22 protein-coding genes and 1 tRNA gene are annotated in these 21,437 nt (G+C 55.4%); 21 read left to right on the top strand and 2 right to left on the bottom strand.

Features of this window, described 5'->3' with window-relative positions; genetic code table 11:
• Window positions 1–957, bottom strand: a complete 957-nt coding sequence (gene dapA / locus B4A77_RS03675; protein WP_088638771.1) for a 4-hydroxy-tetrahydrodipicolinate synthase — start codon at window positions 955–957, stop codon at window positions 1–3.
• 117 nt (window positions 958–1,074) lie between these two features.
• Here dapA and B4A77_RS03670 point away from each other — a divergent pair, with 117 nt between their 5' ends.
• The 11 genes from B4A77_RS03670 (at window position 1,075) to B4A77_RS03620 (ending at window position 12,085) form a co-directional block, all read left to right on the top strand.
• Complete coding sequence (locus B4A77_RS03670; protein WP_173381494.1) at window positions 1,075–2,640, top strand: peptide chain release factor 3; 1,566 nt, start codon at window positions 1,075–1,077, stop codon at window positions 2,638–2,640.
• A 79-nt stretch (window positions 2,641–2,719) separates the two neighbouring features.
• Window positions 2,720–3,115, top strand: a complete 396-nt coding sequence (locus tag B4A77_RS03665; RefSeq protein ID WP_173381495.1) for a hypothetical protein — start codon at window positions 2,720–2,722, stop codon at window positions 3,113–3,115.
• On the top strand, window positions 3,115–4,287 hold the full coding sequence (locus B4A77_RS03660; RefSeq protein ID WP_290738425.1) for an OmpA family protein: 1,173 nt from the start codon (window positions 3,115–3,117) through the stop codon (window positions 4,285–4,287). Before B4A77_RS03665 ends, B4A77_RS03660 begins: the two co-directional genes overlap by 1 nt.
• Window positions 4,288–4,295: 8 nt before the next feature.
• Entirely contained in the window at window positions 4,296–4,502 is a 207-nt protein-coding gene (locus B4A77_RS03655) for a type II toxin-antitoxin system Phd/YefM family antitoxin (protein ID WP_290738422.1), read from the top strand.
• Between the two features lie 257 nt (window positions 4,503–4,759).
• On the top strand, window positions 4,760–6,328 hold the full coding sequence (leuA2, locus tag B4A77_RS03650) for a 2-isopropylmalate synthase LeuA2 (protein ID WP_290738419.1): 1,569 nt from the start codon (window positions 4,760–4,762) through the stop codon (window positions 6,326–6,328).
• A 12-nt stretch (window positions 6,329–6,340) separates the two neighbouring features.
• Complete coding sequence (locus tag B4A77_RS03645) at window positions 6,341–6,679, top strand: hypothetical protein (protein WP_290738416.1); 339 nt, start codon at window positions 6,341–6,343, stop codon at window positions 6,677–6,679.
• A gap of 26 nt (window positions 6,680–6,705) precedes the next feature.
• On the top strand, window positions 6,706–7,620 hold the full coding sequence (locus tag B4A77_RS03640) for a fibrobacter succinogenes major paralogous domain-containing protein (protein WP_290738413.1): 915 nt from the start codon (window positions 6,706–6,708) through the stop codon (window positions 7,618–7,620).
• A gap of 143 nt (window positions 7,621–7,763) precedes the next feature.
• Window positions 7,764–8,705 carry a fibrobacter succinogenes major paralogous domain-containing protein gene (locus tag B4A77_RS03635; protein ID WP_290738410.1) on the top strand — a complete coding sequence of 314 codons (942 nt, stop codon included), beginning with the start codon at window positions 7,764–7,766 and terminating at the stop codon, window positions 8,703–8,705.
• Between the two features lie 16 nt (window positions 8,706–8,721).
• Window positions 8,722–10,044: a pyridoxal phosphate-dependent aminotransferase gene (locus B4A77_RS03630; RefSeq protein ID WP_290738407.1), complete on the top strand. Its 1,323-nt coding sequence runs from the start codon at window positions 8,722–8,724 to the stop codon at window positions 10,042–10,044.
• Between the two features lie 47 nt (window positions 10,045–10,091).
• On the top strand, window positions 10,092–11,195 hold the full coding sequence (locus B4A77_RS03625; protein ID WP_290738404.1) for a glycosyltransferase family 4 protein: 1,104 nt from the start codon (window positions 10,092–10,094) through the stop codon (window positions 11,193–11,195).
• A gap of 251 nt (window positions 11,196–11,446) precedes the next feature.
• The gene (locus B4A77_RS03620) at window positions 11,447–12,085 is read left to right on the top strand and encodes a hypothetical protein (protein WP_290727144.1); all 639 of its coding nucleotides are present in this window, start codon (window positions 11,447–11,449) and stop codon (window positions 12,083–12,085) included.
• Window positions 12,086–12,208: 123 nt separating this feature from the next.
• Here B4A77_RS03620 and B4A77_RS03615 read toward each other — a convergent pair whose 3' ends face one another.
• Complete coding sequence (locus B4A77_RS03615; protein ID WP_290727145.1) at window positions 12,209–12,802, bottom strand: FKBP-type peptidyl-prolyl cis-trans isomerase; 594 nt, start codon at window positions 12,800–12,802, stop codon at window positions 12,209–12,211.
• 38 nt (window positions 12,803–12,840) lie between these two features.
• Between B4A77_RS03615 and B4A77_RS03610 the strand changes: the two genes are divergently transcribed.
• The 10 genes from B4A77_RS03610 to B4A77_RS03565 all read left to right on the top strand — a co-directional run bounded on the left by B4A77_RS03610 (window position 12,841) and on the right by B4A77_RS03565 (window position 21,421).
• Window positions 12,841–13,569, top strand: coding sequence for a metallophosphoesterase family protein (locus B4A77_RS03610; protein ID WP_173365448.1), 729 nt, complete (start codon window positions 12,841–12,843; stop codon window positions 13,567–13,569).
• Window positions 13,570–13,573: 4 nt separating this feature from the next.
• Window positions 13,574–14,035 (top strand): 23S rRNA (pseudouridine(1915)-N(3))-methyltransferase RlmH, encoded by a 462-nt coding sequence (locus B4A77_RS03605; RefSeq protein WP_290727147.1) that lies wholly within the window; start codon window positions 13,574–13,576, stop codon window positions 14,033–14,035.
• Window positions 14,036–14,170: 135 nt separating this feature from the next.
• The gene (locus B4A77_RS03600; RefSeq protein WP_173365450.1) at window positions 14,171–15,832 is read left to right on the top strand and encodes an endo-1,4-beta-xylanase; all 1,662 of its coding nucleotides are present in this window, start codon (window positions 14,171–14,173) and stop codon (window positions 15,830–15,832) included.
• A 36-nt stretch (window positions 15,833–15,868) separates the two neighbouring features.
• The gene (locus B4A77_RS03595; protein WP_290738401.1) at window positions 15,869–16,051 is read left to right on the top strand and encodes a hypothetical protein; all 183 of its coding nucleotides are present in this window, start codon (window positions 15,869–15,871) and stop codon (window positions 16,049–16,051) included.
• Window positions 16,052–16,053: 2 nt separating this feature from the next.
• Window positions 16,054–16,380: a stress response translation initiation inhibitor YciH gene (locus tag B4A77_RS03590; RefSeq protein WP_290738398.1), complete on the top strand. Its 327-nt coding sequence runs from the start codon at window positions 16,054–16,056 to the stop codon at window positions 16,378–16,380.
• Between the two features lie 76 nt (window positions 16,381–16,456).
• Complete coding sequence (locus tag B4A77_RS03585; RefSeq protein ID WP_173365453.1) at window positions 16,457–17,995, top strand: hypothetical protein; 1,539 nt, start codon at window positions 16,457–16,459, stop codon at window positions 17,993–17,995.
• Between the two features lie 85 nt (window positions 17,996–18,080).
• A tRNA-Arg gene (locus B4A77_RS03580) sits at window positions 18,081–18,153 on the top strand.
• Between the two features lie 189 nt (window positions 18,154–18,342).
• Window positions 18,343–19,848 carry an alginate O-acetyltransferase AlgX-related protein gene (locus tag B4A77_RS03575; RefSeq protein WP_290738396.1) on the top strand — a complete coding sequence of 502 codons (1,506 nt, stop codon included), beginning with the start codon at window positions 18,343–18,345 and terminating at the stop codon, window positions 19,846–19,848.
• An 8-nt stretch (window positions 19,849–19,856) separates the two neighbouring features.
• The gene (locus B4A77_RS03570; RefSeq protein ID WP_173365455.1) at window positions 19,857–20,093 is read left to right on the top strand and encodes a helix-turn-helix transcriptional regulator; all 237 of its coding nucleotides are present in this window, start codon (window positions 19,857–19,859) and stop codon (window positions 20,091–20,093) included.
• Window positions 20,093–21,421 carry a TldD/PmbA family protein gene (locus tag B4A77_RS03565; RefSeq protein WP_290727153.1) on the top strand — a complete coding sequence of 443 codons (1,329 nt, stop codon included), beginning with the start codon at window positions 20,093–20,095 and terminating at the stop codon, window positions 21,419–21,421. The genes B4A77_RS03570 and B4A77_RS03565 overlap by 1 nt, the downstream gene beginning before the upstream one ends.
• Window positions 21,422–21,437: the final 16 nt, after the last annotated feature.

Raw genomic sequence — 21,437 nt, 5'->3', positions numbered from 1 at the left:
CTATACGTGATACTTCTTGAGGCTCGGGGCCTTTTCTTCGATAAGCTTCATGATGCGGGCGACAGCGTCGGCGCCGTTGGCCGTGTCCTTCACGCTTACGAGCGGCTGGAACAGCGGGCTGTTGAACAGCGTGCCCAGCGGAATCGGGTTCTTGCGGCAGAACGTGATGTCGATAAAGTCGCGGGCATCCTTCTGCAGGTTGTGCGCCTTCTCCTTGTCGCCGGCCTGGAATGCCTTGTACAGTTCTACGAACGTCTTTGTGGCCTCGGGGATGTTGCCCGAAGCGCTGATGAGGCCCGTGCCGCCCATCTCGAGGAGGTCGGCGAAGAGGCCGTCTTCACCGCTCATCACGGCGAAGTCCTTGCCCTTCGTTTCCTTGATGACGCGCATCGTATCTTCGTGGAATTTTTCGCCAAAGCCGAATTCCACGGCCTGCTTGAGGCCGATGATGTTCTTGTCTTCGGCAAGTTCGATGAGGGTGTCGGGGTGCACGTAGCTGGAGGTGCGGCCCGGAACGTTGTAGATGACAATCTTGGCGCCCGTCTCGCTGCTGAGCGTGCGGTAGTGCTTCAACAGGCCTTCCTGCGGCGGGTTGTTGTAGTAGCCGGTAACGCAGAGGACCGCCACCGGGGCAATCTTCTGCACGTTCTCGATCATTTCGATGGATTCGCGGGTGCAGTTGGAACCGGCACCGGCAATCACGGGCACGCGGCCATCCACGTAGTCGAGAGTAAACTTGATGACATCGAGGTGTTGCTGCGGAGAGACCGTCGCACTCTGACCCGTGGTCACGGCAGGGAGCACGCCACTTGCGCCGTTTGCAATCACGTCGTCAATCATCTGACCCATCTTCTTGTAGTCGATGGAGTTGCGGAGGTTCTTGGGGTCGTCGTTCTTGAGCGGGGTGAACAACGCGGGGAAAACACCAGTAAGTTGAGAAGCGTTAGTAATCTGCATAGTGCCATAAATATACTAAAAGGCGAGAGTCGCGGCAAAAGCTATTTTGTTTTTGACATGGATGCCCGCGAAAAAAACTATATTTGTCGCCTGATTACAAAAACGGGCTTTTGAACCATGAACGCAGAAATCGAGAAACGCCGCACCTTCGCCATTGTCAGCCACCCGGACGCGGGTAAGACCACCATCACCGAGAAGTTCCTGTGGTACGGAAACGTGATTCGCGAGGCGGGCCACGTGCGCGCCAAGGCGAACCGCAGCTACACGGTGAGTGACTGGATGAAGATCGAGCAGCAGCGCGGTATTTCGGTCTCGAGTTCCGTTTTGAATTTCCCGTTCGAAGGTTGCATGTTCAACCTCGTCGATACCCCGGGGCACCAGGACTTCTGTGAAGACACCTACCGTGCCCTGACTGCCGTGGATGCAGCCCTCGTGCTTATCGATAGCGTGAACGGCGTGGAAAAGCAGACCATCAAGCTCATGGACGTGTGTCGCATGCGCCACACCCCGATTATCACGTTCATCAACAAGATGGACCTCGACGGTCGCCATGTGCTCGACCTGCTCGACCAGATTGAAAATGTCTTGCACATCAAGACGGCCCCGTTTACGCTCCCGATTGGCGTGGGCAAGCTTTTCAAGGGCGTGTATTCCATTGCCGAGAATACGTTCCATACCTTCAACAAGGAAGAAGGCCACCAGGAAATCATCCAGATGGAAGGCCCGGACGATCCGCGCCTCGTGGAAATGTGCGGCGAGAACTGGGTGAACCAGTTCAAGGAAGAATACGAGATGGTCACGGGCGGTATGGATCCGTTCGACCACGAGAAGTTCCTGAAGGGCGAGATGTGCCCCGTGTTCTTCGGTTCTGCGGTGAACAACTTCGGTGTGCGTCAGCTTTTGAACGCTTTCGCAAAGCTTGCGCCGCCCCCGATGGTGCGCGAGACCGACAAGCGCCCGGTGAGCCCCGACGAGGATGCCTTCAGCGCATTTGTGTTCAAGATTCAGGCCAACATGGACCCCAAGCACCGCGATCGCACGGCTTTCCTGCGAATTTGTTCGGGAAGCTTTACCCGCGGGGAGAAAGTTTTTCACGTGCGTACCGGTCGCGAAATCCGCCTGGCCGCCCCGACGGCGTTCCTCGCGAAGGACAAGGAAGTCATCGACCACGCCTGGGCGGGCGACATCGTGGGTATCAACGACCCGGGACTGTTCCGCATCGGCGACACGCTCACGGACGGCGAGAAGATGAACTTCACGGGCATTCCTGACTTCGCTCCGGAACACTTCGCCCGCGTTACTTTGTTGAACCCGCTCAAGTCGAAGCAGATGGCGAAGGGCCTTGCCGAATTGAGCGAAGAAGGCGCAACGCAGTTGTACGAACCGCTCAAGTCCGCGATTCCGGTTATCGGCGTGGTGGGCGAGCTGCAGTTCGACGTGCTCAAGTTCCGCCTGCAGAGTGAATACGGCGCCGACGTCTCGCTGGACCGCGTGCCTGCCCACGGAATCCGCTGGGTTTCTGGCCCCGAGAAGGACGTGGGCAAGTTCGCCGAGGAATACGCGATGGACTGCATGATGGACAAGGAAAGGAACCTCGTGTGCCTCTTCCCGAACGAGTATCGTCTGAACCTCGCGATGAAGAACTACGAGAATTTGAAGTTTGCCGAGACGTCGCAGGGTTAACCCTTGCGGGTTCCGGTGGTCTAGAGCCGCTGTTCTTTACTATATTGTTGGGTGATTGGTTTAAATAAAGGAGTTCTCTATGAAATTGAGATTTTTTGCAGCGGGTGTAGCCGTTACGGCGGTTGCCCTGCTGTCTGGTTGTGCCGGAAGCGTAAATGCGACACGGTCGATTGAATATGCATCTGCCAATAAGGCGATTGCCGAGGAGGCGAAAGCGGATCCCGCACAGGTCGAATCGACAAATGCGAAACTCGATTCCGCAAAGGCCTTGCAGGCAAGTGGAGAAGACGAGCAGGCTGCCGCCCTTGCCGAACAGAGTGCCCTTGAATACAGGCTTGCCGTTGCGACGGCCGAGCGCGATGCGGCAAAGAAGGAAGATGAACGCGTCGAGAAGGAACTTCGTGGCGATGTCGAACGCAAGCTCATCTACCAGAACATTCTTGACCAGGAAACGAAAAAGGCGGAGGCGAAGTAATGAAGACAAGGAATCTGTTTGTTATTACTGCTCTGGTGGCATCCGCTTGCTTTGCTGCCGAAGAAGCCAAGGCCGAAGCTCCTGCTGTTGAAGCCCCTGCGGCTGAAGCCCCCGCTGCAGAACCGAATGCCGTTGAGGCGTGCAAGGCGTCTATCAATGCGGCGTCCAAGGATGTTCCCGCAAATGCCGTTTCTGCAAAGTATTCTCTCGCAGCCGCAAAGGCTACTCTCGCCGACCTGGAAGCGGCGTTCAATGATGACCCCGAATCCGATGGCGTAAAGGCTCTTGCGAACAAATGCGACATGACGGCGAAAATTGCTGCGGTCCAGGCCGAAACGCAGGCTCTTCGCAACCATACCGCCGAGAACTGGGAAAAGCGTGCAGCGACAGCGCGCTCCATTGAAGCCATCCAGGAACAGATCAACCAGGCCCGTAGCGGTAAGGTAAACGACCTTGAGGCTGAAAAGGCCAAGATGAAGGACCAGGAAGCCCGCCTCCAGGCCGAAATGCAGCAGAATCAGGAAAAGTTCCAGGCTGAAGCAGCCGCCAAGGAAGCGGCTCTTAAGGCCGCCAGCGAGCGCGAAGCCAACCTCCAGAAGCAGCAGGCTGCCTTGCAGCAACAGCTTGAAGCTGAGAAGAAGGCCCTTGCCGAGGAGCGCGCGAAGGCCGAAGCCCGCCAGGCCGAAGCCATGAACAAGCTGAACGAACTCCAGTCCAAGCTCATCCAGGTGACGAAGGACGCCCGCGGCATTATCCTGTCCATGTCCGACATCCTGTTCGACGTGAACAAGGCTTCCCTCAAGGCCGACCTCAAGACGAGCCTTGCGAAGGTGGCGGGAATCCTCTCCGTGTACCAGCAGTTCAACGTGTCTATCGAGGGTAACACGGACAACACGGGTTCTGCCGAGCATAACATGAAGCTCTCGCAGCAGCGTGCCGACAACGTGAAGAACTTCCTCGTGGAACAGGGCATCGACGCAGGCCGCCTTACCGCCAAGGGGCTCGGGATGACCATGCCCATTGCCGACAACAAGACGAAGGAAGGTCGCCAGAAGAATCGCCGCGTGGACCTCGTCATTCAGGACAAGGCCTTGCAGAACGCTGAACCTGCAGCTGAACCCGCTGCTCCTGCCGAAGGTGCCGCTCCGGCCGCTGAACCTGCAAAGAAGTAAGGTTCCGTATGGCAAAGACAGTCTCCGCCATGGAGGCGAGGCAGAACTTCGGCAACTTGCTGAACCAGGTCTCGCTCTCGCAAGAAGAAATCGTGATTGAACGTGCGGGCAAGCCGCTTGCGCGCCTCGTGAACGTTTCTTCTTCGCGTTCCGGCGGTGAACTGGACTTTCGCGATATCGGCAAGCTCCCGAACGGAATCTGGGAGGAACGCTAGATCGCGGGCGTCTCGAAACAGCCCCTTGCCACGTAGCCTAAAACTTTGTATATTCTATAGCATGAGAAAGATCCTTAACCTTCGACTTCTACTTGGCATCGCGCACGGAGCGAGGTTTTAGGCTATTTCGTTTTGAATAGGAATTAACTTAAAAGGCCCGCTTCCGTGACGAAGCGGGTTCTTTTTTAAGGCAAAATGCTATTTTTGAACAGGAAAAGGAACTTTGCGGCGCATGGAAGCCGGCAAGGAGATGAAAAATGAGCGAAAATAAGAACACGATTGAAAGACAACCCTTCTTTTACGATGTCACCCTGCGTGACGGTAACCAGGCTCTTCCGAAGCCCTGGAACAACGCCCAGAAGAAGGACGTATACCTGCAGCTCTTGAAGCTCGGCGTGCAGGGTGCCGAAGTCGGTTTCCCGGCTTCGAGCGAGATGGACTTTGAATCGTGCAAGGAACTGGCGCAACTCACCGCGAAGATGGCCGAAGAAGGCGACGAGGTGGCAAAGCGCGTGGTTGTCTCGGGCCTGGCCCGCTGCGTGGAAAGCGATATCCAGCGCTGCTGGGAAGCGGTACAGTTTGCGCCGCACCCGCGTATCCATACTTTCCTTGCGACAAGCCCGCTCTCGATGGAGCACGTGCTGCACCTGACCCCCGAACAGGTCAAGGAGAAGGCTGTTCATTGCGTGAAGTTTGCAAAGTCGCTCGTGGGCGACAAGGGCGACGTGGAATTCAGCGCCGAACATTTCGGTGACTGCCTCGAAAACATGGATTTCGTGATTGACGTGCTGAAGGCTGTGGTCGAAGCCGGTGCGACGACCATCAACCTGCCGAATACGGTGGAACGCTACCGTCCGTTCCTGTATGTGAACCAGATTAAGCAGGTGTACGAGGCGCTCCCGAAGGACGTCACGATTTCGGTGCACTGCCATAATGACCTTGGCATGGCGACGGCCGCCACCGTCGAAAGCTTCTTCGTGGGGGCAACCCAGCTGGAAGTCGCGCTGAACGGCCTGGGCGAACGCTGCGGCAACACGAACTTCTACGAAGTCGCGGTCGCGCTGCACAACTCTGGCGTACAGACCGGGCTCCACATGGAACGCATCTACGAGACGGCGATTCTCATCTCGCAGTGGTCCGGCATCAACATCTACAGCCGCGCCCCGCTGATCGGCGCCGAAGCCATCGTGCACCGTAGCGGCATCCACCAGGATGGCGCCTCCAAGACGAAGGACATGAAGAAGGGCGCCTACCGCCCGATTGACTACTCCATCATCGGCCGCCACCAGAACGATGCCTTGAGCTTCACGAGCCAGAGCGGCCGCACCGCCGTGTACGAGATTATCACGAAGTTCGGCTACAAGATGACGCTCGCCGAAGCCGCCGAACTGCAGCCGATCCTGAAGGCCTACAGCGAAAAGGAAGGCGAACTCAGCGCCGAGCGCGTGCTGGACGTGTTCCGCGAGCAGCGCGTGAACGTGAACGGCCGCCTGGTGTTCAACAACATCGAGGTCATCCCCGACGAGAATCGCTTCATTTTCCACTTCAAGAAGGATGGCGAACCGCTGGTGAGGTCCATTACGGCAGAAGGCCCGATCGAGGCGGCCCTCATGCTCATGCGCGAAATCGGCATGCCGGTGGAACTCGTGAAGTACCGCCAGCTTGTGGTGCCTGAAAAGGACAAGTTGTGGGCTGGCCGCGGGCTTAGCCGCATGCTCCTGAAGGCGGGCGATGTTGAGGTCGAAGGCCGCGGCGTCTCTAGCGATACGCTCAAGGCCAATATGCGCGCCCTCTTCGGCGGCGTGAACCTGCTGTATAAGAAGTAATTCGGAGGCCCCATGCTCGAACAACTCAAGCGCCCTTTCAAGAGACACTACGAAAAGTACCGTTCCAAACTGGACGGCTTTGTAGGCCCGGTCAAGGAATCGGCGTCTAAGTTGTTCACTATGCTCCCGAAGGGGGAGGCCTTCGCGGGTTCCGAGGACTTGGGCCAGGAATCCGACGGTTCCACCTCGGGCGGCAAACCCGGCCTGCTAGCCAAGCTCAAGGATTTCAAGAAGTCGTTGAAGGGACTTTCTGATTTCCAGAAGCTCATCCTGTTGACCATCGCCGTTGTGCTCCCCGCGGGCATCCTCATCGCGGTGGCGTTGGCTGGCTTCCTGCGCCGTAAGAAGTAGTTTTTTTGTAAAGAGGAGGAGAAAAAATGAAGTCGGTTTCAAGGTTGTCTTCGTGGAAGTTGCTGGCCCTAGTCGGGGCTTTTGCTTGCACAATGCTTGTCGCTTGCGGAGACGATGGAAGCGATGTCTTCCTGACGCGCTCTGACACGGAGTCTTCGGATGTCTCGTCATCTTCCGCCCAATCATCCTCGTCTTCGGACAGGTATTCTTCGAGCGTGAGGTCTAGCAGCGCTCGCTCCAGCAGCAGTATAAGCGTGGCTTACGCGGAACCTTGTAGAGACGAGTACTTTGATGATTGCGAATACGGAACCCTGGTTGACGAACGTGATGGGCAATCCTACAAGACCGTAAAAATCGGTGACCAGTGGTGGATGGCCGAGAACTTGAATTTTGCCTACCTGCAGCCGACCGAAACTCGAGATTCCTCCAGTTTTTGCTACGATGACGATGCTTTGAATTGTGAAAAATATGGTCGCTTGTATTTATGGGGCGCAGCGATGGACAGTGCCGCTATTTATAGCGATGACGGCATAGGATGCGGGTATATTCACGATTGCAATCCCGCTGAGAGGGTGCAGGGTGTTTGCCCTCAGGGTTGGCATGTGCCTACAAGGGCTGAATTCATGGTTCTTTATGAATCCGTAGGCGGTTATGACGATAATGTTGTTGCAAAGAAAAAATTAATGGCGGTCGATGAATGGCGCGACTGCGGTGCTGGGTGTACAGACTCCTACGGGTTCACTGTTCTGCCCGTAGGCTATTTCGATGAAAAGTATGAGGACTTGGGCAGCAATGCGCTTTTCTGGAGTTCTACTCCATATGATGAGGGGTCTTCTACTGATAACGCCTACTATATGTATGTCAATTTTTATATGGGTTTTGGTACTGCTGACAAAGATGATGTCAACTCTGCGAAATCGGTCCGTTGCTTAAAGGACTAAACTTGATGCTCTCTTCCCGTTTGCCTAAAGATCTTTCTCCGTCGCCGTTTTTTGTGTTCTGTCTAGCTATTTGTTCCATTGTCGGAATAAAGTAACGCTCAGTAGTGAACTTATTGTATATTTACGGAAAAAAGGAGGATTTTGTGAAAAAAAGTCTTTTGCTACTTGGAACCGGCATCTTCTTGACGGCGCTTTTCTCCGCTTGCGGCGATAACGGTTCGTCTACGGATGTTGTCGATTCGTCTTCCAGTGTCGCAGACGACAACGGATATTCGTCATCTTCCGTTTGGGCATGGGATACCCTTCCAGCGGCACTGCAATATATAGCAGATTCGCTACCCGAAATGAATCCGACGACGCCACCTTGCAAGACGGATAGCACGGATACTTGCGAATATGGATCCTTGACTGACGATCGTGATGGTCAAACTTACAAGACCGTAAAAATTGGTGACCAGGTCTGGATGGCGCAAAACCTGAACTTCGAAACGGGGAACAGCGTTTGCTTTGGAGACGCCGATTCCAATTGCGTTGAGTACGGGCGCTTCTATACATGGGCGGAGGCGATGGATAGCGCCGCCGTTTTCAGTACGAATGGTGAGGGTTGCGGGCATGAGCATGAATGTTCGCCGACTTACCCCGTACAGGGCATTTGCCCCGAAGGTTGGCATTTGCCTACAAGGGATGAATGGTGGATTTTGCTTCGAGCTGTGGTTGACACGAGTTTTAGAGGTAATCAGTTGGATACCGCAGGTTCCATGGCAGGAATGGTGTTAAAATCAACGAGTGGCTGGAACGCTAGCGAATATGGCGGATGGTACATCCCCTGTAATGATTCGATTTCTTGTTTTGTTCCTAGTGGAAACGGAACGGATGAATATGGGTTCACGGCATTGCCTGTAAGCAAACAGTCTTTGTTGGGGGAATGGGAATATGGTGATTATGCCTACTTCTGGAGTTCTTCGGAGTCTGATGAAACTCCTGGTTGTGCTGGTGTAATGGGGCTGACAGGTGCGTATTTTAAGGCTTCGCTGTTCGACTCTAGAATGTATAATCGAAAGAGTATTCGTTGCCTTAAGGACTAGCTATTAATCACTTCCTATGCTTTCTTCCCGCTTGCCTAAAGATCTTTCCCCATCGCCGTTCTTTGCTGAACTGGAACGCGTGAAGGCGTGTGCGAAAAAGGATGCTGCCGAGGGTGGGCTCCCGTTCATCGACATGACGGTAAGCAGCCCGGTGAAGGCGGGATTGCCGATAGACTTGAATGCGGCGGTGGAGGATGCTCGCAAGGATTTCGGTTGCTGGAATCCCGATGCTGCGGGTTGGAAGTCTGCGCGCGAGGCGGTGGTGGAATATTACCGCGAACGCGGCGGGAACTTTACGGCGGGTCAGATTATTCTGACTGCAAGCACGAGCGAGGCCTACTCGGTGCTGTTCAAGACCTTCTGCGACCCGGGCGATGTGATTCTGACGCCGATGCCGGGCTATCCGCTGCTCGATACGCTTGCGCAGTTGGAACACCTGGAATGTGCGCCGTACTTTTTAAAATTGCAACGGGAGAAGAAAAAAAAGATCCCCGCCTGCGCAGGGATGACATCGGGCGTGGATTTTCGATTCATACTCGATACTGATAGCTTGCTGGCTGCGCCGGAAAAGGCGAAAATCCTGCTGTTGGTTTCGCCGCATAACCCGACGGGACATTGCGTGTCGCGCGAAGAATGGAATGCGGCGGTTCGTTTTTGTGAAAAGAACGACATGATTCTTGTGGTGGATGAAGTCTTCGGCGATTACGCTTTTTCGCCGGAGGTCCGCCGTAGTTGGGAATATGTGTTTGGCGGAAAGAGAGATTCCCGCCTGCGCGGGGATGACTGTGGGCGAGAGTCTCTTTGGGATGCCGGTGGCGGCGACTTCATTAACCTTCCCGAAGACGGCCCCAAGTGCCCCATATTCTGGCTGAACGGCTTAAGCAAGGCCGTAGGTTCCCCGCAGCTCAAGCTCGGCTGGATGGCTTTTTACGCGCCCCGCGAACGCTTTGAAGAAATCCGCGCGGCACTCGAATTCGTGGAAGACGCCTACCTGAGCGTGTCCGCCCCGGCGCAGGCTCTCGGCACCGCGCTCCTCAAGCAGTCCGCCGCCTACGAATCGCGCGTCAAGGGACGCCTTTTGCAGAACTGGCAGACCCTTCGTGAAGCCTTCCCGTCCAAGTACTGCCCCGAGGTCCTCGGCGGCTGGTATGCGGTTATCCGCCTGGGCGAAGAAGACGAGGAACTCACACTCCGTTTACTCCGCGAAAAGCACGTGCTGGTGCAGCCCGGGTTCTTCTTCGACTTTGACGAAGATGGCTGGGTGGTTATCTCGCTCCTGCAGGAACCGGCGCTGTTTAAGGAAGCAGTAGCGAGGATGCGCTCGCTTGCGGATTCCTAGTACCTGAAAATTTGTATATTACACGCGGAAATTGAACAGGTCGTAACGTGGAAAAGAAAAAGATTTTGCTTATCAACTGGCGCGACATCAAGAACCCGGAAGCGGGTGGCGCCGAACTGTACTTTCACGAGATTTTCAAGCGCATCAACACCCGCAACTACGAGGTGACGGTCCTTTCGCATAGCGTGAAGGGCCTGCCCGACGAAGAGGTGGTCGATGGCATGCGCACCATCCGCACGGGCAACAAGTTCCTTTTCAACTACACGGCGCACCGCTATGCCCACAAGCACCAGCACGAATACGACCTCATCGTGGAGGACCTGAACAAGATTCCGTTCTTCACGCCGTGCAACACGAAGGTCAAGCGTCTCCACATGGTGATGCACTTTTTCCGCAAGTCGATTTTCCGCGAGACGTTCTTCCCGATGGCGCTGTACGTTTACCTGATGGAACGTGCGGTAGCGCTCTTCTACAAGGGCGAGAACTTCCTCGCGATTTCGCAGAGCACCGCCGACGAGATTGCCGACATGGGAATCAAGCCCAGGTGGACCGAGGTGGTGGAGCCGGGCATCGATACGGTGTACTTCCATCCGACACAACCCAAGGCTGACCCTCCGGTGATTTCTTACGTGGGCCGCCTCATGAAGTACAAGAACGCGCAGTTCGTGATCAACGCCATGCCGCGCCTCCGCGAACTGGTGCCGGGCGTCGTACTTGAGGTCGCGGGTGGCGGGGACTACCGCGCCGAACTCGAAAAGTTGGTCGATAAGCTTGGCGTGCGTGATTCCGTGAAGTTCCTCGGACGCGTATCCGAAGACGAAAAGCGCGACCTCCTGAGCCGCTCCTCCCTTTTCATAAACCCCTCGTTCAAGGAAGGCTGGGGCATCAACAACATCGAGGCGAACCTCTGCGGTACGATTTCGATGAGCAACAACGTCGCTGGCCTCAAGGATTCCGTGGTGGATGGCGTGACCGGCCTCCTGTACGAGAATGACGATCCCGAAGGCTTCTGCGAGAAGGCCGCGGCCGTTCTGCATGACAAGGCCCGCCTTGCCGAACTCGAAAAGAACGCCCGCGAACGTGCCCTGACCATGAGTTGGGACGCAATGGCCGAAAAAATGGAAAAAGTTGTTGAAAAAGCGTTTGTATAACGTTTTTTGACACAAAATTTTGTTAAATTTCCGCCCGTGATTGCCCCCTGCGGTTCATCGCTGCGGCGAAAACCGCCCTGCTCCAGATTCCTGAGCCGGACTCAAGTCCGCTGGATAGGAGCCCCTGGCCGTCAAGCTTCCCTAGAAGCGCTATTAAGATGGCCCTAAACTACACACACTCGCAATCACCCCTACGGCGGGTCTTTTCCAGCCTTCCGTTGTGGCTTAACCCTTATTTATGAGGTGCCCAGATGGAAACATACATCGCAATTGCTCTGTCGCTCGTCGCAGTGATTCTGAGCATCGTTATCCTGACTAAGGTTAACAAGGTTCTCGACAATCTCCATACTCCGATTGTTAAAAAGCTCACCCCGGACATGAACTTGAAGCCGAATTCCCGTCGCCCCGTAAGCGCACAGGACATGGCTCAGCGCGGTGACCGCAACAACAAGGACCATGGCAAGGATCGTCAGAACAACAAGGAAGCTCGCGGTGACAAGCAGGCCCAGCCCGCCCAGAACCGTGACCGCAACGAACAGCGCTCCGACCGTGGCCCGCGCCGTGACCGCCGTGAAGGCCGTCCCGACCGTCCGCGTCGTGAATTCAACAAGCCGGCTGCCGAAGTCGCAGCTCCTGCCGAGGCCGTCCAGGCTCCGGCCGCCGAAGCTGCCGCTCCCGTTGCAACCGAAGCCCGCCGTCCGCTCGCTCCGCGCATCCCGGTTGAAACTCCGGCTGCCCCTGCCGCTCCGGCTGTCGAAGCTCCTGTGGCCGCTCCCGCAGCCGCCGAAGCTCCGGTGATTGCCACTCCGACCGAGTTCGACCCGAACAAGGTCCGCTATGGCCGTCGCAACGTGATTAAGAAGCTCCCTGAGCTCGCTGACGAAGCATAATCGCGGTAGCCAAGCGCACAACAGGCGAAAAGCTTGAAAAAAGTCCCCTGGTCCTAGACCGGGGGATTTTTAGTTTGTGCGAAATACGGTGGTGTAGGCTACAGGCGCCTGCGGGCCTGCGCGTTAGAATTTTTCGTCGTAGCGGTCGCTGTAGCCGTCGTCGTAGCCGTCTTCATAATCGTCGTCGTCCGGGAATCCCGATTCGAGTTCCGTGAAGCTCGGTTCTTCGATGGAGACGACCTCCACCTCGAAGGTGAGGTCCTTGCCCGCAAAGGGGTGGTTCCCGTCTACGAGTACGGAATCGCGGTAGATTTCCTTGACGATGAAGATGCCGTCGCTTTCGTCGCTGTCGAGGTTGAGGTCTTCAACGAATTCGTCGGCGGTATCGGGCAACTGGAATTCGCGGATGTCGTTGTCCATGAACATCTCGAGCTCCATCCCGAGCCAGAGTTCACCCACGTCCTGGAGTTCTGCCTTGGGCACCTTCATGATGAGGTCGTCGCGGTAGGGGCCGTACCCGAGGTTTGCGGGAATGTCGACAGAAAACCTTTCTCCGAGCTTTCGACCGGCAAGAGCGGATTCGAGCCCCGGGATGATGTTGTTGTACCCGTGAATGTAGACAAAGGGGTAGGAGGCGGGAATTTCTTCGAGAATACGTCCCTTTTCCTTGAGTACATAGGCGATACTGACCTTTGTCCTGTCTTCGATAACTTCCATACGCGCGCAAATATAGATTTTTTTGCTACATTGCTGCCATGCTTTACGGAATTTGCTCTGACATTCATTCCAACGCGACGGCGTTCGAGGCGGTGCTTCAGTCCATGGAAGAAAACGGGGTCGAAAGGCGCGTCTGCCTGGGCGACCTGGTGGGCTACGGTGCAGACCCTGACGAATGTGTAAAACTCGCTCGCGAAAACATGGATATCTGCCTTATCGGAAATCACGATAGCGTGGCCATCAAGTACGAATCGAGCGTCGGGTTCAACCCTTATGCGAAACAGGCAATCGACTGGACACAGGCGCACCTGAGCGAAGAATCGGCGGATTACTTGAAGGCGCTTCCTTATATCCGTGAAGAAAATGACATCACGTTCGTGCATGCCTCTCCGCTTTCGCCTGCGGATTGGGTCTACGTGACCGACCTCGAGGAGGCGCTTGAGGCGTTTGACCATTTCCGTGGCACCTACTGCTTTATTGGCCACACGCACAGCCCTGTGATTGTCGCGAGCCGCCCGATGGCCATCCCCAAGATTTTGGACGAGTACGAATACACCATCGTGAATACGGAGCGTTTGCTCGTAAACGTGGGAAGTGTCGGGCAACCGCGCGACCGCGACTGCCGCGCCTGCTGGTGCCTTCTCGATACCGAGACCAAGTGTGTGAGGCTCATCCGCGTAGAATACGATGTGTTCCAGACGCAGGAACGCATGCGCAAGGCGGGAATGCCGAGCTTCCTCATCGACCGCCTGAGCGTGGGCCGCTAGCGCCATGAAATGGGTCCTCGCTGTTTTCGGTAAGGCCGGTTCGCCGTTTATCGCCGACGAGGTGGACAAGTACGTGAAGCGCTTGCGGGGCGGCATGTTTCCGCTCGAGGTCGTGGAACTCAAGGAATCAAAACTCGATGACCGCGTGCAGTCGCTTGCGCAGGAGGCCGCGCTATTCGAGAAAAAGTTCCCGAAGTCGGAATACCGCCGCGTCATCCTTTCCGAAGAGGGCAAGCTCATGGATACGGTAAAGCTTTCGGACACGCTCCGTGACCGCTTCTCGGGCAATATCGTGTTCTTGATTGGGTCCGCCTACGGGATCGACGAGAGCCTGAAAAAGACGGCGGACCTGCTGCTGTCGCTTTCGCCTCTGACGTTCACGCACGACCATGCCCGTGTGATTATGGCAGAACAGCTCTACCGCGTGCAGATGGTGATGCAGAACCACCCGTACCATCACCGATGATACGGGCTTGATACACTTGCTACACTTTGATATTTTTATAAAACACTTCTGTTTTTTCTTGTAAACGAAAAAAGGCATTTTATAGGGTGAACGTTGGTTTCCACAATCTATATTGTGCTAAAAAAGAGGTTTACTATGGATTTTTCGAAGACTGCGACTGCCCTGGCTCTCTCTGCCGCTTTTCTTGCTGCGCCCTCGATGGCGAAGAACGTGCTGAGCAACGGCGATATGGAATATGGAGACGGGGGCTGGTACCTGTGGAACAATCCCGACGGTCCGGCGAAGGTTGAGATGCAGCTTGCCAAGCCCGGCCTTGGATTCGACGGCTCGCAGGGCGTTAAGGTGGTGGTGAAGGATCTTCCTAAAATTTGGTGGGGACTCCAGCTGCAGCCGCCCCAGTGGCTGGCCGATTCAGCCTATTACACGCTCACCTTCAAGGCGAAGGGCAACATGCCTATCAATGCGGTGGTGCAGGGCGGGCCGCCCGACTATCGTCAAAAAGAAAGCGGGAGCTTCCAGCTTACCGACAAGTGGCAGACGTTCTCGATGACCTTCCTTGCCGACCAGAAGGGTTATGGCCTCAACAATGTGACGTTCCATGTAGGCCTGCAAAAGGGCTGGCTGCAGATGGACGATGTGGAAATCGAGAAGTCCGAGGCCATGGATACGGCCTGGTACAATAATGCGGAAACCCGCATCGACAGTCTGCGCAAGGCGGACTTCACGGTGAAGGCGGCTCCCGGTTCCCAGGTGTCCGTAAAGCTTGTCGAACATGCGTTCCCGTTCGGAACCGCCCTCAACATTACCACGAGCGACAAGAGTGACAGCATCGAGAACTGGTACAAGGGCGAAGCGAAAAAGCTCTTTTGGCATGCGGTGAGCGAGAACCAGTTCAAGTGGCCGGAATACGAACCCAAGAAGGGCAAGATTCTGAAGGACGAGATGTACCGCTACGTGGATTTCACCAGGGAAAACGGCTGGAAGCTGCGTGGACATGCGCTCATGTGGGGCCACCAGGGCTATGGTTTCGACAAGCACTACTCCAACCCCAAGAATGCGAAACAGTGCAAGGATTTCGCGAAGTTCCTCAAGGCCCGTATCGAGCGCGACCTCAAGGAATACAAGGGGAAAATTACGGAATATGACGTGTGGAACGAACCTCTGCATGAATCTTACACGTTCAATACTTGCGGCTGGGGCATCCTTGACAGTGCGTTTGTCTGGGCGCACCGTGCCGACCCGGACGCGAAACTCTACATCAACGAGTATAATGTCGTCGCGGCAGGGGAGACGGACCGCTACGTGAGCCTCATCAAGGGAATGCTCGCCCGTAAGGTCCCTGTCCATGGAATCGGCGTGCAGTGCCATTTTGGCCTGCGTCCGGTTGTGCCGGGTCTCATCAAGGAACGTCTCGACAAGCTTGCGAGCCTCGGGCTTCCGATCAAGGTGACCGAATTTGACGTTGGCGACTGGCAGGTAGGCATGAATGACCCCGAAGAAGTGCAGGCAGAAAAGTTCGAGACCTTCATCCGTACTGCGTTTAGCCACCCCGCTATCAACGGAATTGTGCTCTGGGGATTCTGGGACAACCGCCACTGGGTCAAGAACGGAGGCATCGTCGCCGCTGACGGTCGCGAAAAACCAGCCGCCAAGCGTGTCTATGACCTGTGGCACAAGGTGTGGACTACCGAGGCGACGGTGAAGGCCGGTGCGGACGGTGTCGCGAAGTTCCGCGGGTTCAAGGGCAGGTACAAGGTAACTGCTGACGGCAAGACGTTCGATTTGGAAGTGAAGTGACATCGCTTCATTTGCGGAAAAACTATATTGTGGGGCATGAAGCATCTTCCCGGCATTCTCTTTCTGCTTGCCATGCCCTGCTCGGTTTTCCTGTTTATCAAGGTTTCCGACAAGACTGGTTCCGATATCCTGGCCCTTGTTTCGGCGGTGGCGCTCTACGTTCTTGTCGGGCTCCTGGTTGCATTGGTCATGAACCGTAAATCTTCGGACAAGGAGTAGCCATGTCTGTCGAAGAACGTTCCACGCTCGTTTTTGCGACCGGGGTCGGCCGCGTCAAGGAAGAAAAGCCGAAGGTCGAGCGCCCGCAGGGCGACGGCGTCGTGCGCATTCAGTTAAAGCGCCTCGGGGGCGGCAAGATGGCGAGTGTCGTCTCCGGAATTCCGCTCGATGAAGACGAACTCAAGGATCTGGCGCGCGGTCTCAAGCAAAAATGCGGTGTCGGAGGCTCCGTGAAGGACTTCAACATCGAGATCCAGGGCGACAAACGTAATATTTTGAAAACAGAACTGGAGAAAAAGGGCTTTACGGTCAAGCTCTCCGGTGGCTAAACACGCTGTTTTTGCCCTGCTTTGCTCTTTTTCGGGGAAAGTTGTCTATATTTTATTCCTGTAAAGGAATTAAAAGATGACAAAGACCTTTTTAAAAGTTTGTGTTGCCCTGGCTGCGGTTGTCGCTGCGGCACAGGCTCAACAATTTAGCTCGAAGTATTTTGACTGCTGGATGGAGAATGTCGCGCACGTGAATGCGGACGAAATCCAGCGCCTTGGAATCAAGACCTATGGCGATGCGTGGATTTGCGGTTGCTTCAATGTCGAGGACACCGAAGGCGAGGACTGGCAGGAGGGCGAAGTGCTCACGAAGGTGAACAAGGTCTGGGACCTGCCGCCGTTCGAAATTTATCCCTGCCGCGCGAAGGACTGCAGCGATACGAGCGAGACCTACAACAAGAGTCTCGACCTCTGCGTCGACCACCTGAACAACAGCAGCTTCAAGCTGTCCGATTTCAAGGAGGGCGGCAAGGTTCATGATGCAATCGCTCAAAAATTCCCCGAGTCCAAGAAAAAGGCGAAGAAGGGGGAGGATTCCAATCTTACCGATTTCGGCAAGTATCTCGATGAACGCAAGGACCGTTCTGATAGTGTCCTCTGCTTTTTCCAGTATCATGAACGTCCGGGGACGGAACGTTTTCTGGATTGGGACAAGAAGGGGGTTTTCAGCATCTCCGGGCTCCCCGAAAAGCTGCTGCCCGAATCCATCGGGAGTTTCCCCGACTATAGCGATGTGCGCTGCAAGGACGGAAACGAATGGTCGGGATTCCTCGTGAACGGCTACATCGAGAACGTGATGCACGTGGATGCCGAAGGCAAGTTCCACGGCCGCGAGACGGGTTACGGCAACGACCTTACGCTCCCGGCGCGTCAGGGCAAGGATTTTGGCAAGGTCCTCTATACGGTGGACTATGTCCACGGAGTCAAGAACGGTACGGCCAAGTTCTACCGCTACAGCGCGATGGACAACCTTAGCGTGACCGACAAGAAACTCCATAAGAAGCTTGAAAAGTATTACTTCCTCCATCTCGAAGTGCCTTACCGCAAGGGCGCTGTACATGGCGTAGTCAACATGTTTTCGCACAAGGGCTTCCTCATGGCCGAAATCCCCTACTGGGATAACACGATTCATGGCAGGGTCGTGGTCCACTACCCGTTTGTCGAAGACGTGAAGGCGATTGAAGCTGCCGACAAGAAGGAACTGAAGCGCATTTCCAAGATCAAGAAGAAGAAAGACAAGGAAGAGGCCATGGAAGCCTTCAACAAGATGAAGGAAGAGCGCGAGAAAAACAAGCCGAAGGACAAGGTGACCATCGATTACAAGAAGGGCAAGCTCAATGGCCCGAACGACCTCGGATACTCCTTCGGCAACTACCGCGACGGTAAACTCGATGGCAAGTACATGACCTTTACCGTCAAGGAAACTTGCTATGAATGGATTCCGGTAAACGGGGTTGAGGGAATCGATCCCGAAACGACCAACAAGGTTTGCTTGACCGAGAAACAGGACAAAAAGAGCTGGGGCACGTTCCGCAACGGCGAACTCCAGGGCCTTATCGAATGTGCGAACGGAATCAAGGGCAAGGAGAACGTCGACTGCGACCACGCTTACTAGGCGGACTTTCGCCCCGATGACAAAACGGGCGCTTTTAGTTATATTTGTCGCGAACTTGAAAGACCGCAAGGCCTGAAGGTTGCATGCCTGGTTAGTTTAACAGGATAAAACGCGTCCCTCCTAAGGATGAGCTCCGCGTTCGAGTCGCGGACCGGGTATTACGCTGGTGGTTGATTCCACCAGCGTTTTTGTTGTCATCCCCGCTATACGATACTTGGCAACTTGTTGCCATAGTAGAGTTATCCTCTTTGGGGAGAAGGCGGGCGGACAGCACTTAGAGCTATGCTCTTTAGTGCGCGTGGCCACCATGGTGGGGATCTCGCAAATTTTTTTTCTAACTTTACATCGTGAAGAAAGTTTATCTCGTTATCGTAGTTCTATTTGCTTTGTTGTTGCTGCTGCCGTTTACGGTGCAGACCGTTGTGGATTTGCGTGGCGATAAACGGTTTGTTTCTTTCGATATTTTCAAGGATGTTCTTTATACGCCGTTTGTGCGCGAGTCGCGCATGGAGATGCTTTCGGCAAGGCTCGATAGCACCTGGAGGACCGCCCGTGAATCCATTGCTGCTGGTTCGGAAACCGCGGACGCTTTGGAACCGGTCATCGGTGCGCTTTCGGACTTGGAGGCGGTCGCGCTGACCGTCAACGCGTATGCGTCGCTCGATACCGCGGAGGCGGGCTACAAGCTGCTCAAGCAGGCAGACACGCTGCTGGCAAGCCTCGAGGACGAGCCCGAAAGTTTCAGGGGCGTCGATTCGACTCTCAAGGCGGTGGTGGGCGAGTTCGGGCATTTCTCTGTTGTGCGGGCAATTTCGGGTGTCAAGCATTACGGCGTATGGACGAGCCGCTACCTGCGGGCTTTCGAGAAGAAGGTTGAAGACGAGAATGCGCTGGTGCTTGCGGTGCGCCCGCGTTACCAGCTCGCGGTGTGGAATATCTTTAACGATCCGGGCGAGAAGGTGGTTCTCGGTGCGGGGGAAGACCGCTGGCTATTCTACCGGCAGGATGTGGAATTCCTGGTGCAACCGTCCCCGCTGGATGTGCGCAGTGCAAAACTGGATAACCCGATTGCAGCGATTGAAAAATTCCGCGACCAGCTGAAGGCGAAGGGCGTGGAACTCCTGGTGGTGATTACTCCGGGCAAGCCGAGCATCTATCCCGAAAGGCTGACCGGCGCATCCCCGGTCGCAGGCTTTAACAGCACAGGCCACGGCAAGGCGATTCTCGATTCGCTCGCACGGCTCGGGCTCCATACGGTGGATTTGTACACGCCGCTCCTTGCCGCGAAGGCTGACGATGCAAAACTCGGGCCGCTCTACCTGAACGACGACACGCACTGGACTCCGCGCGGAGCTGAACTTGCGGCAGGCGTGATTGCGGGCAAGGTGCGCGAGATGGCGGACGCGGGCATCGTAGATATTGGCGAACCGTCTATGGAATACGTCGCATCTGATTCCGTTGCCGACCGCATGGGCGATATTGGCGAGATGAGCGGACTCAACAAGTTCGGCGTGTTCAAAGTGCAGAAGGTAATCGGGCATGTGGTTTCCGATTCTTCACATATTCCCTTCAAGGACGATTTCCGCAAGGCAAAGATTTTGATTCTCGGAGACAGTTTCAGCCGCATTTACCAGACCGATTCGCCGGTGAACGCCGGATGGATTGCGCACTTCGCGAAGGATATGAACCGCCCGGTAGCTTCCATTGTGAGCGATGGCGGCGCTTCGACCTTGGTGCGCGAGAAACTTGCCCGCAAGGCAGGCGTACTCAAGGGCAAGAAATTGTTAATTTGGGAATTCGTGGAACGCGACCTCCGCTTCGGTGCGGAAGGTTGGAAAGACGTGGAATTATAGAGGTCTTTATGGCAAGGCATGGAACCCCCACTCCGGGGCAGGCTATTCTGGAAGGTATCGAATGGCTCAAGATGGACAAGGCCGAATTCGCGCGCCGCATCGGGGTGCCGATGGAAACGCTTGAAGGCTTGATTGCGGGAACGGTGGAAATCACCCGCGAACTTGCCGAATCGCTCGAATCCGTGACAGGTAGCCCTGCGGCCTACTGGCGCATGCTCGCATCTAAAGCAAAGAGGAATGCATAATGAATATTACCGATGCCGTTTCTTGTATGTGCGATCTCGCGATGGGCGAGGCGGAACAGTTTGACATTATCGCTTCGAATTCGCATTCCGAAGGCTTGTCCGTTTTCCAGGGGCAGGTGCAGAATACCGAAATTTCCGATTCCGTAGGGCTTGGCCTCCGCGTGATTAAGGATGGTCGCCCCGGCTACGCGCATACCGAACGCCTCACGAAAGAGGCGATTGCGCAGACCATCAGGGATGCCGTATGCCATACGCAATGGACCGAGCCCGTGAATATCAAGCTTCCTTCGCCCGCCAAGATTCCGGAAGGAAACCCAAACTACAATCCTGCGCTCGAAAAGCTTTCGCTTGCAGAGCTCAAGGATTTTTGCATTGAGCTGGAAAAGGAAACATTTGCACGTTCCAAGGAAATCGTGAACATCCCTTATCTGGGGGCGGACTTGAACCGCGAAATCTCGATAGTGGCGAACAGCAACGGGCTTTTCTACACCGACAGGGATAATTCGGTTTCGGTCGGGGCGGGGGCCGTAGCCATACGCGACGGCATAAGCAAACTTGGCAATTTCGTAAAGAGCAGCCGCGACTGGAACGAAATCTCGATGAAGGAAATCGCCGACAGGGCTGCGACGTATGCAACGGAACTTTTCGGGGCAAAAAAGATAGAAGGCGGCAAGATTCCGGTAGTGTTCTCGGAACGTATTGCGGGACGCTTTATGAACATGTATGCGTCTCCGTTTATTGCGGAATCCATGCAGAAGGGAACTTCGCGCCTTGCGGACAAGGAAGGCTTGAAAATTGCTTCGGACAAGTTTTCTCTGTGGAGCGATCCGAATTCCGAAAACTTCTGCAACAAGGTCTACTTCGATTCCGAAGGCTCGCTCACGCGCCGTGTGGAAGTCGTGAAGAACGGTATTTTTAACGAGGCCCTCTACAATCTTGAAACCGCAGCCAAGGCGGGGCGCTCTTCGAGCGGGAACGCTGCGCGCGGTTTTGGTTCCAAGATGGGCACGACTTTTTGGAACATGTTTGTCCCTGCGGGTGAGGCCTCGACGGCGGAACTCCTCAAGATGTTCCCGAAGTGCCTTCTGGTCGTGCGTCTCGAAGGTGGATCCGGCTGCAGCGCCGTTTCCGGCGAGCTCAGCATCGGGGCGCACGGGTTCTGGTGCGAAAATGGCGTCGTTCAGCACCCGGTTGACGGGGTGACGCTTTCCGGGAACTTCTTCGACATTATCCAGAATGTCGTTGGAGTCGGGAACGAGTATTATGACCGTTTCTCCGGAATCAAGGTCCCCGCTCTCGCCATTTCGGAACTGGCGGTTAGCTGCTAGATTATCGTTTTGGATT

Source organism: Fibrobacter sp. UBA3718, assembly GCF_002371935.1.
In the GTDB taxonomy this organism is placed as follows: domain Bacteria; phylum Fibrobacterota; class Fibrobacteria; order Fibrobacterales; family Fibrobacteraceae; genus Fibrobacter.
The sequence above is the reverse complement of the archived record's forward strand: the minus strand, read 5'-3'. Positions and strand labels throughout refer to the sequence as shown.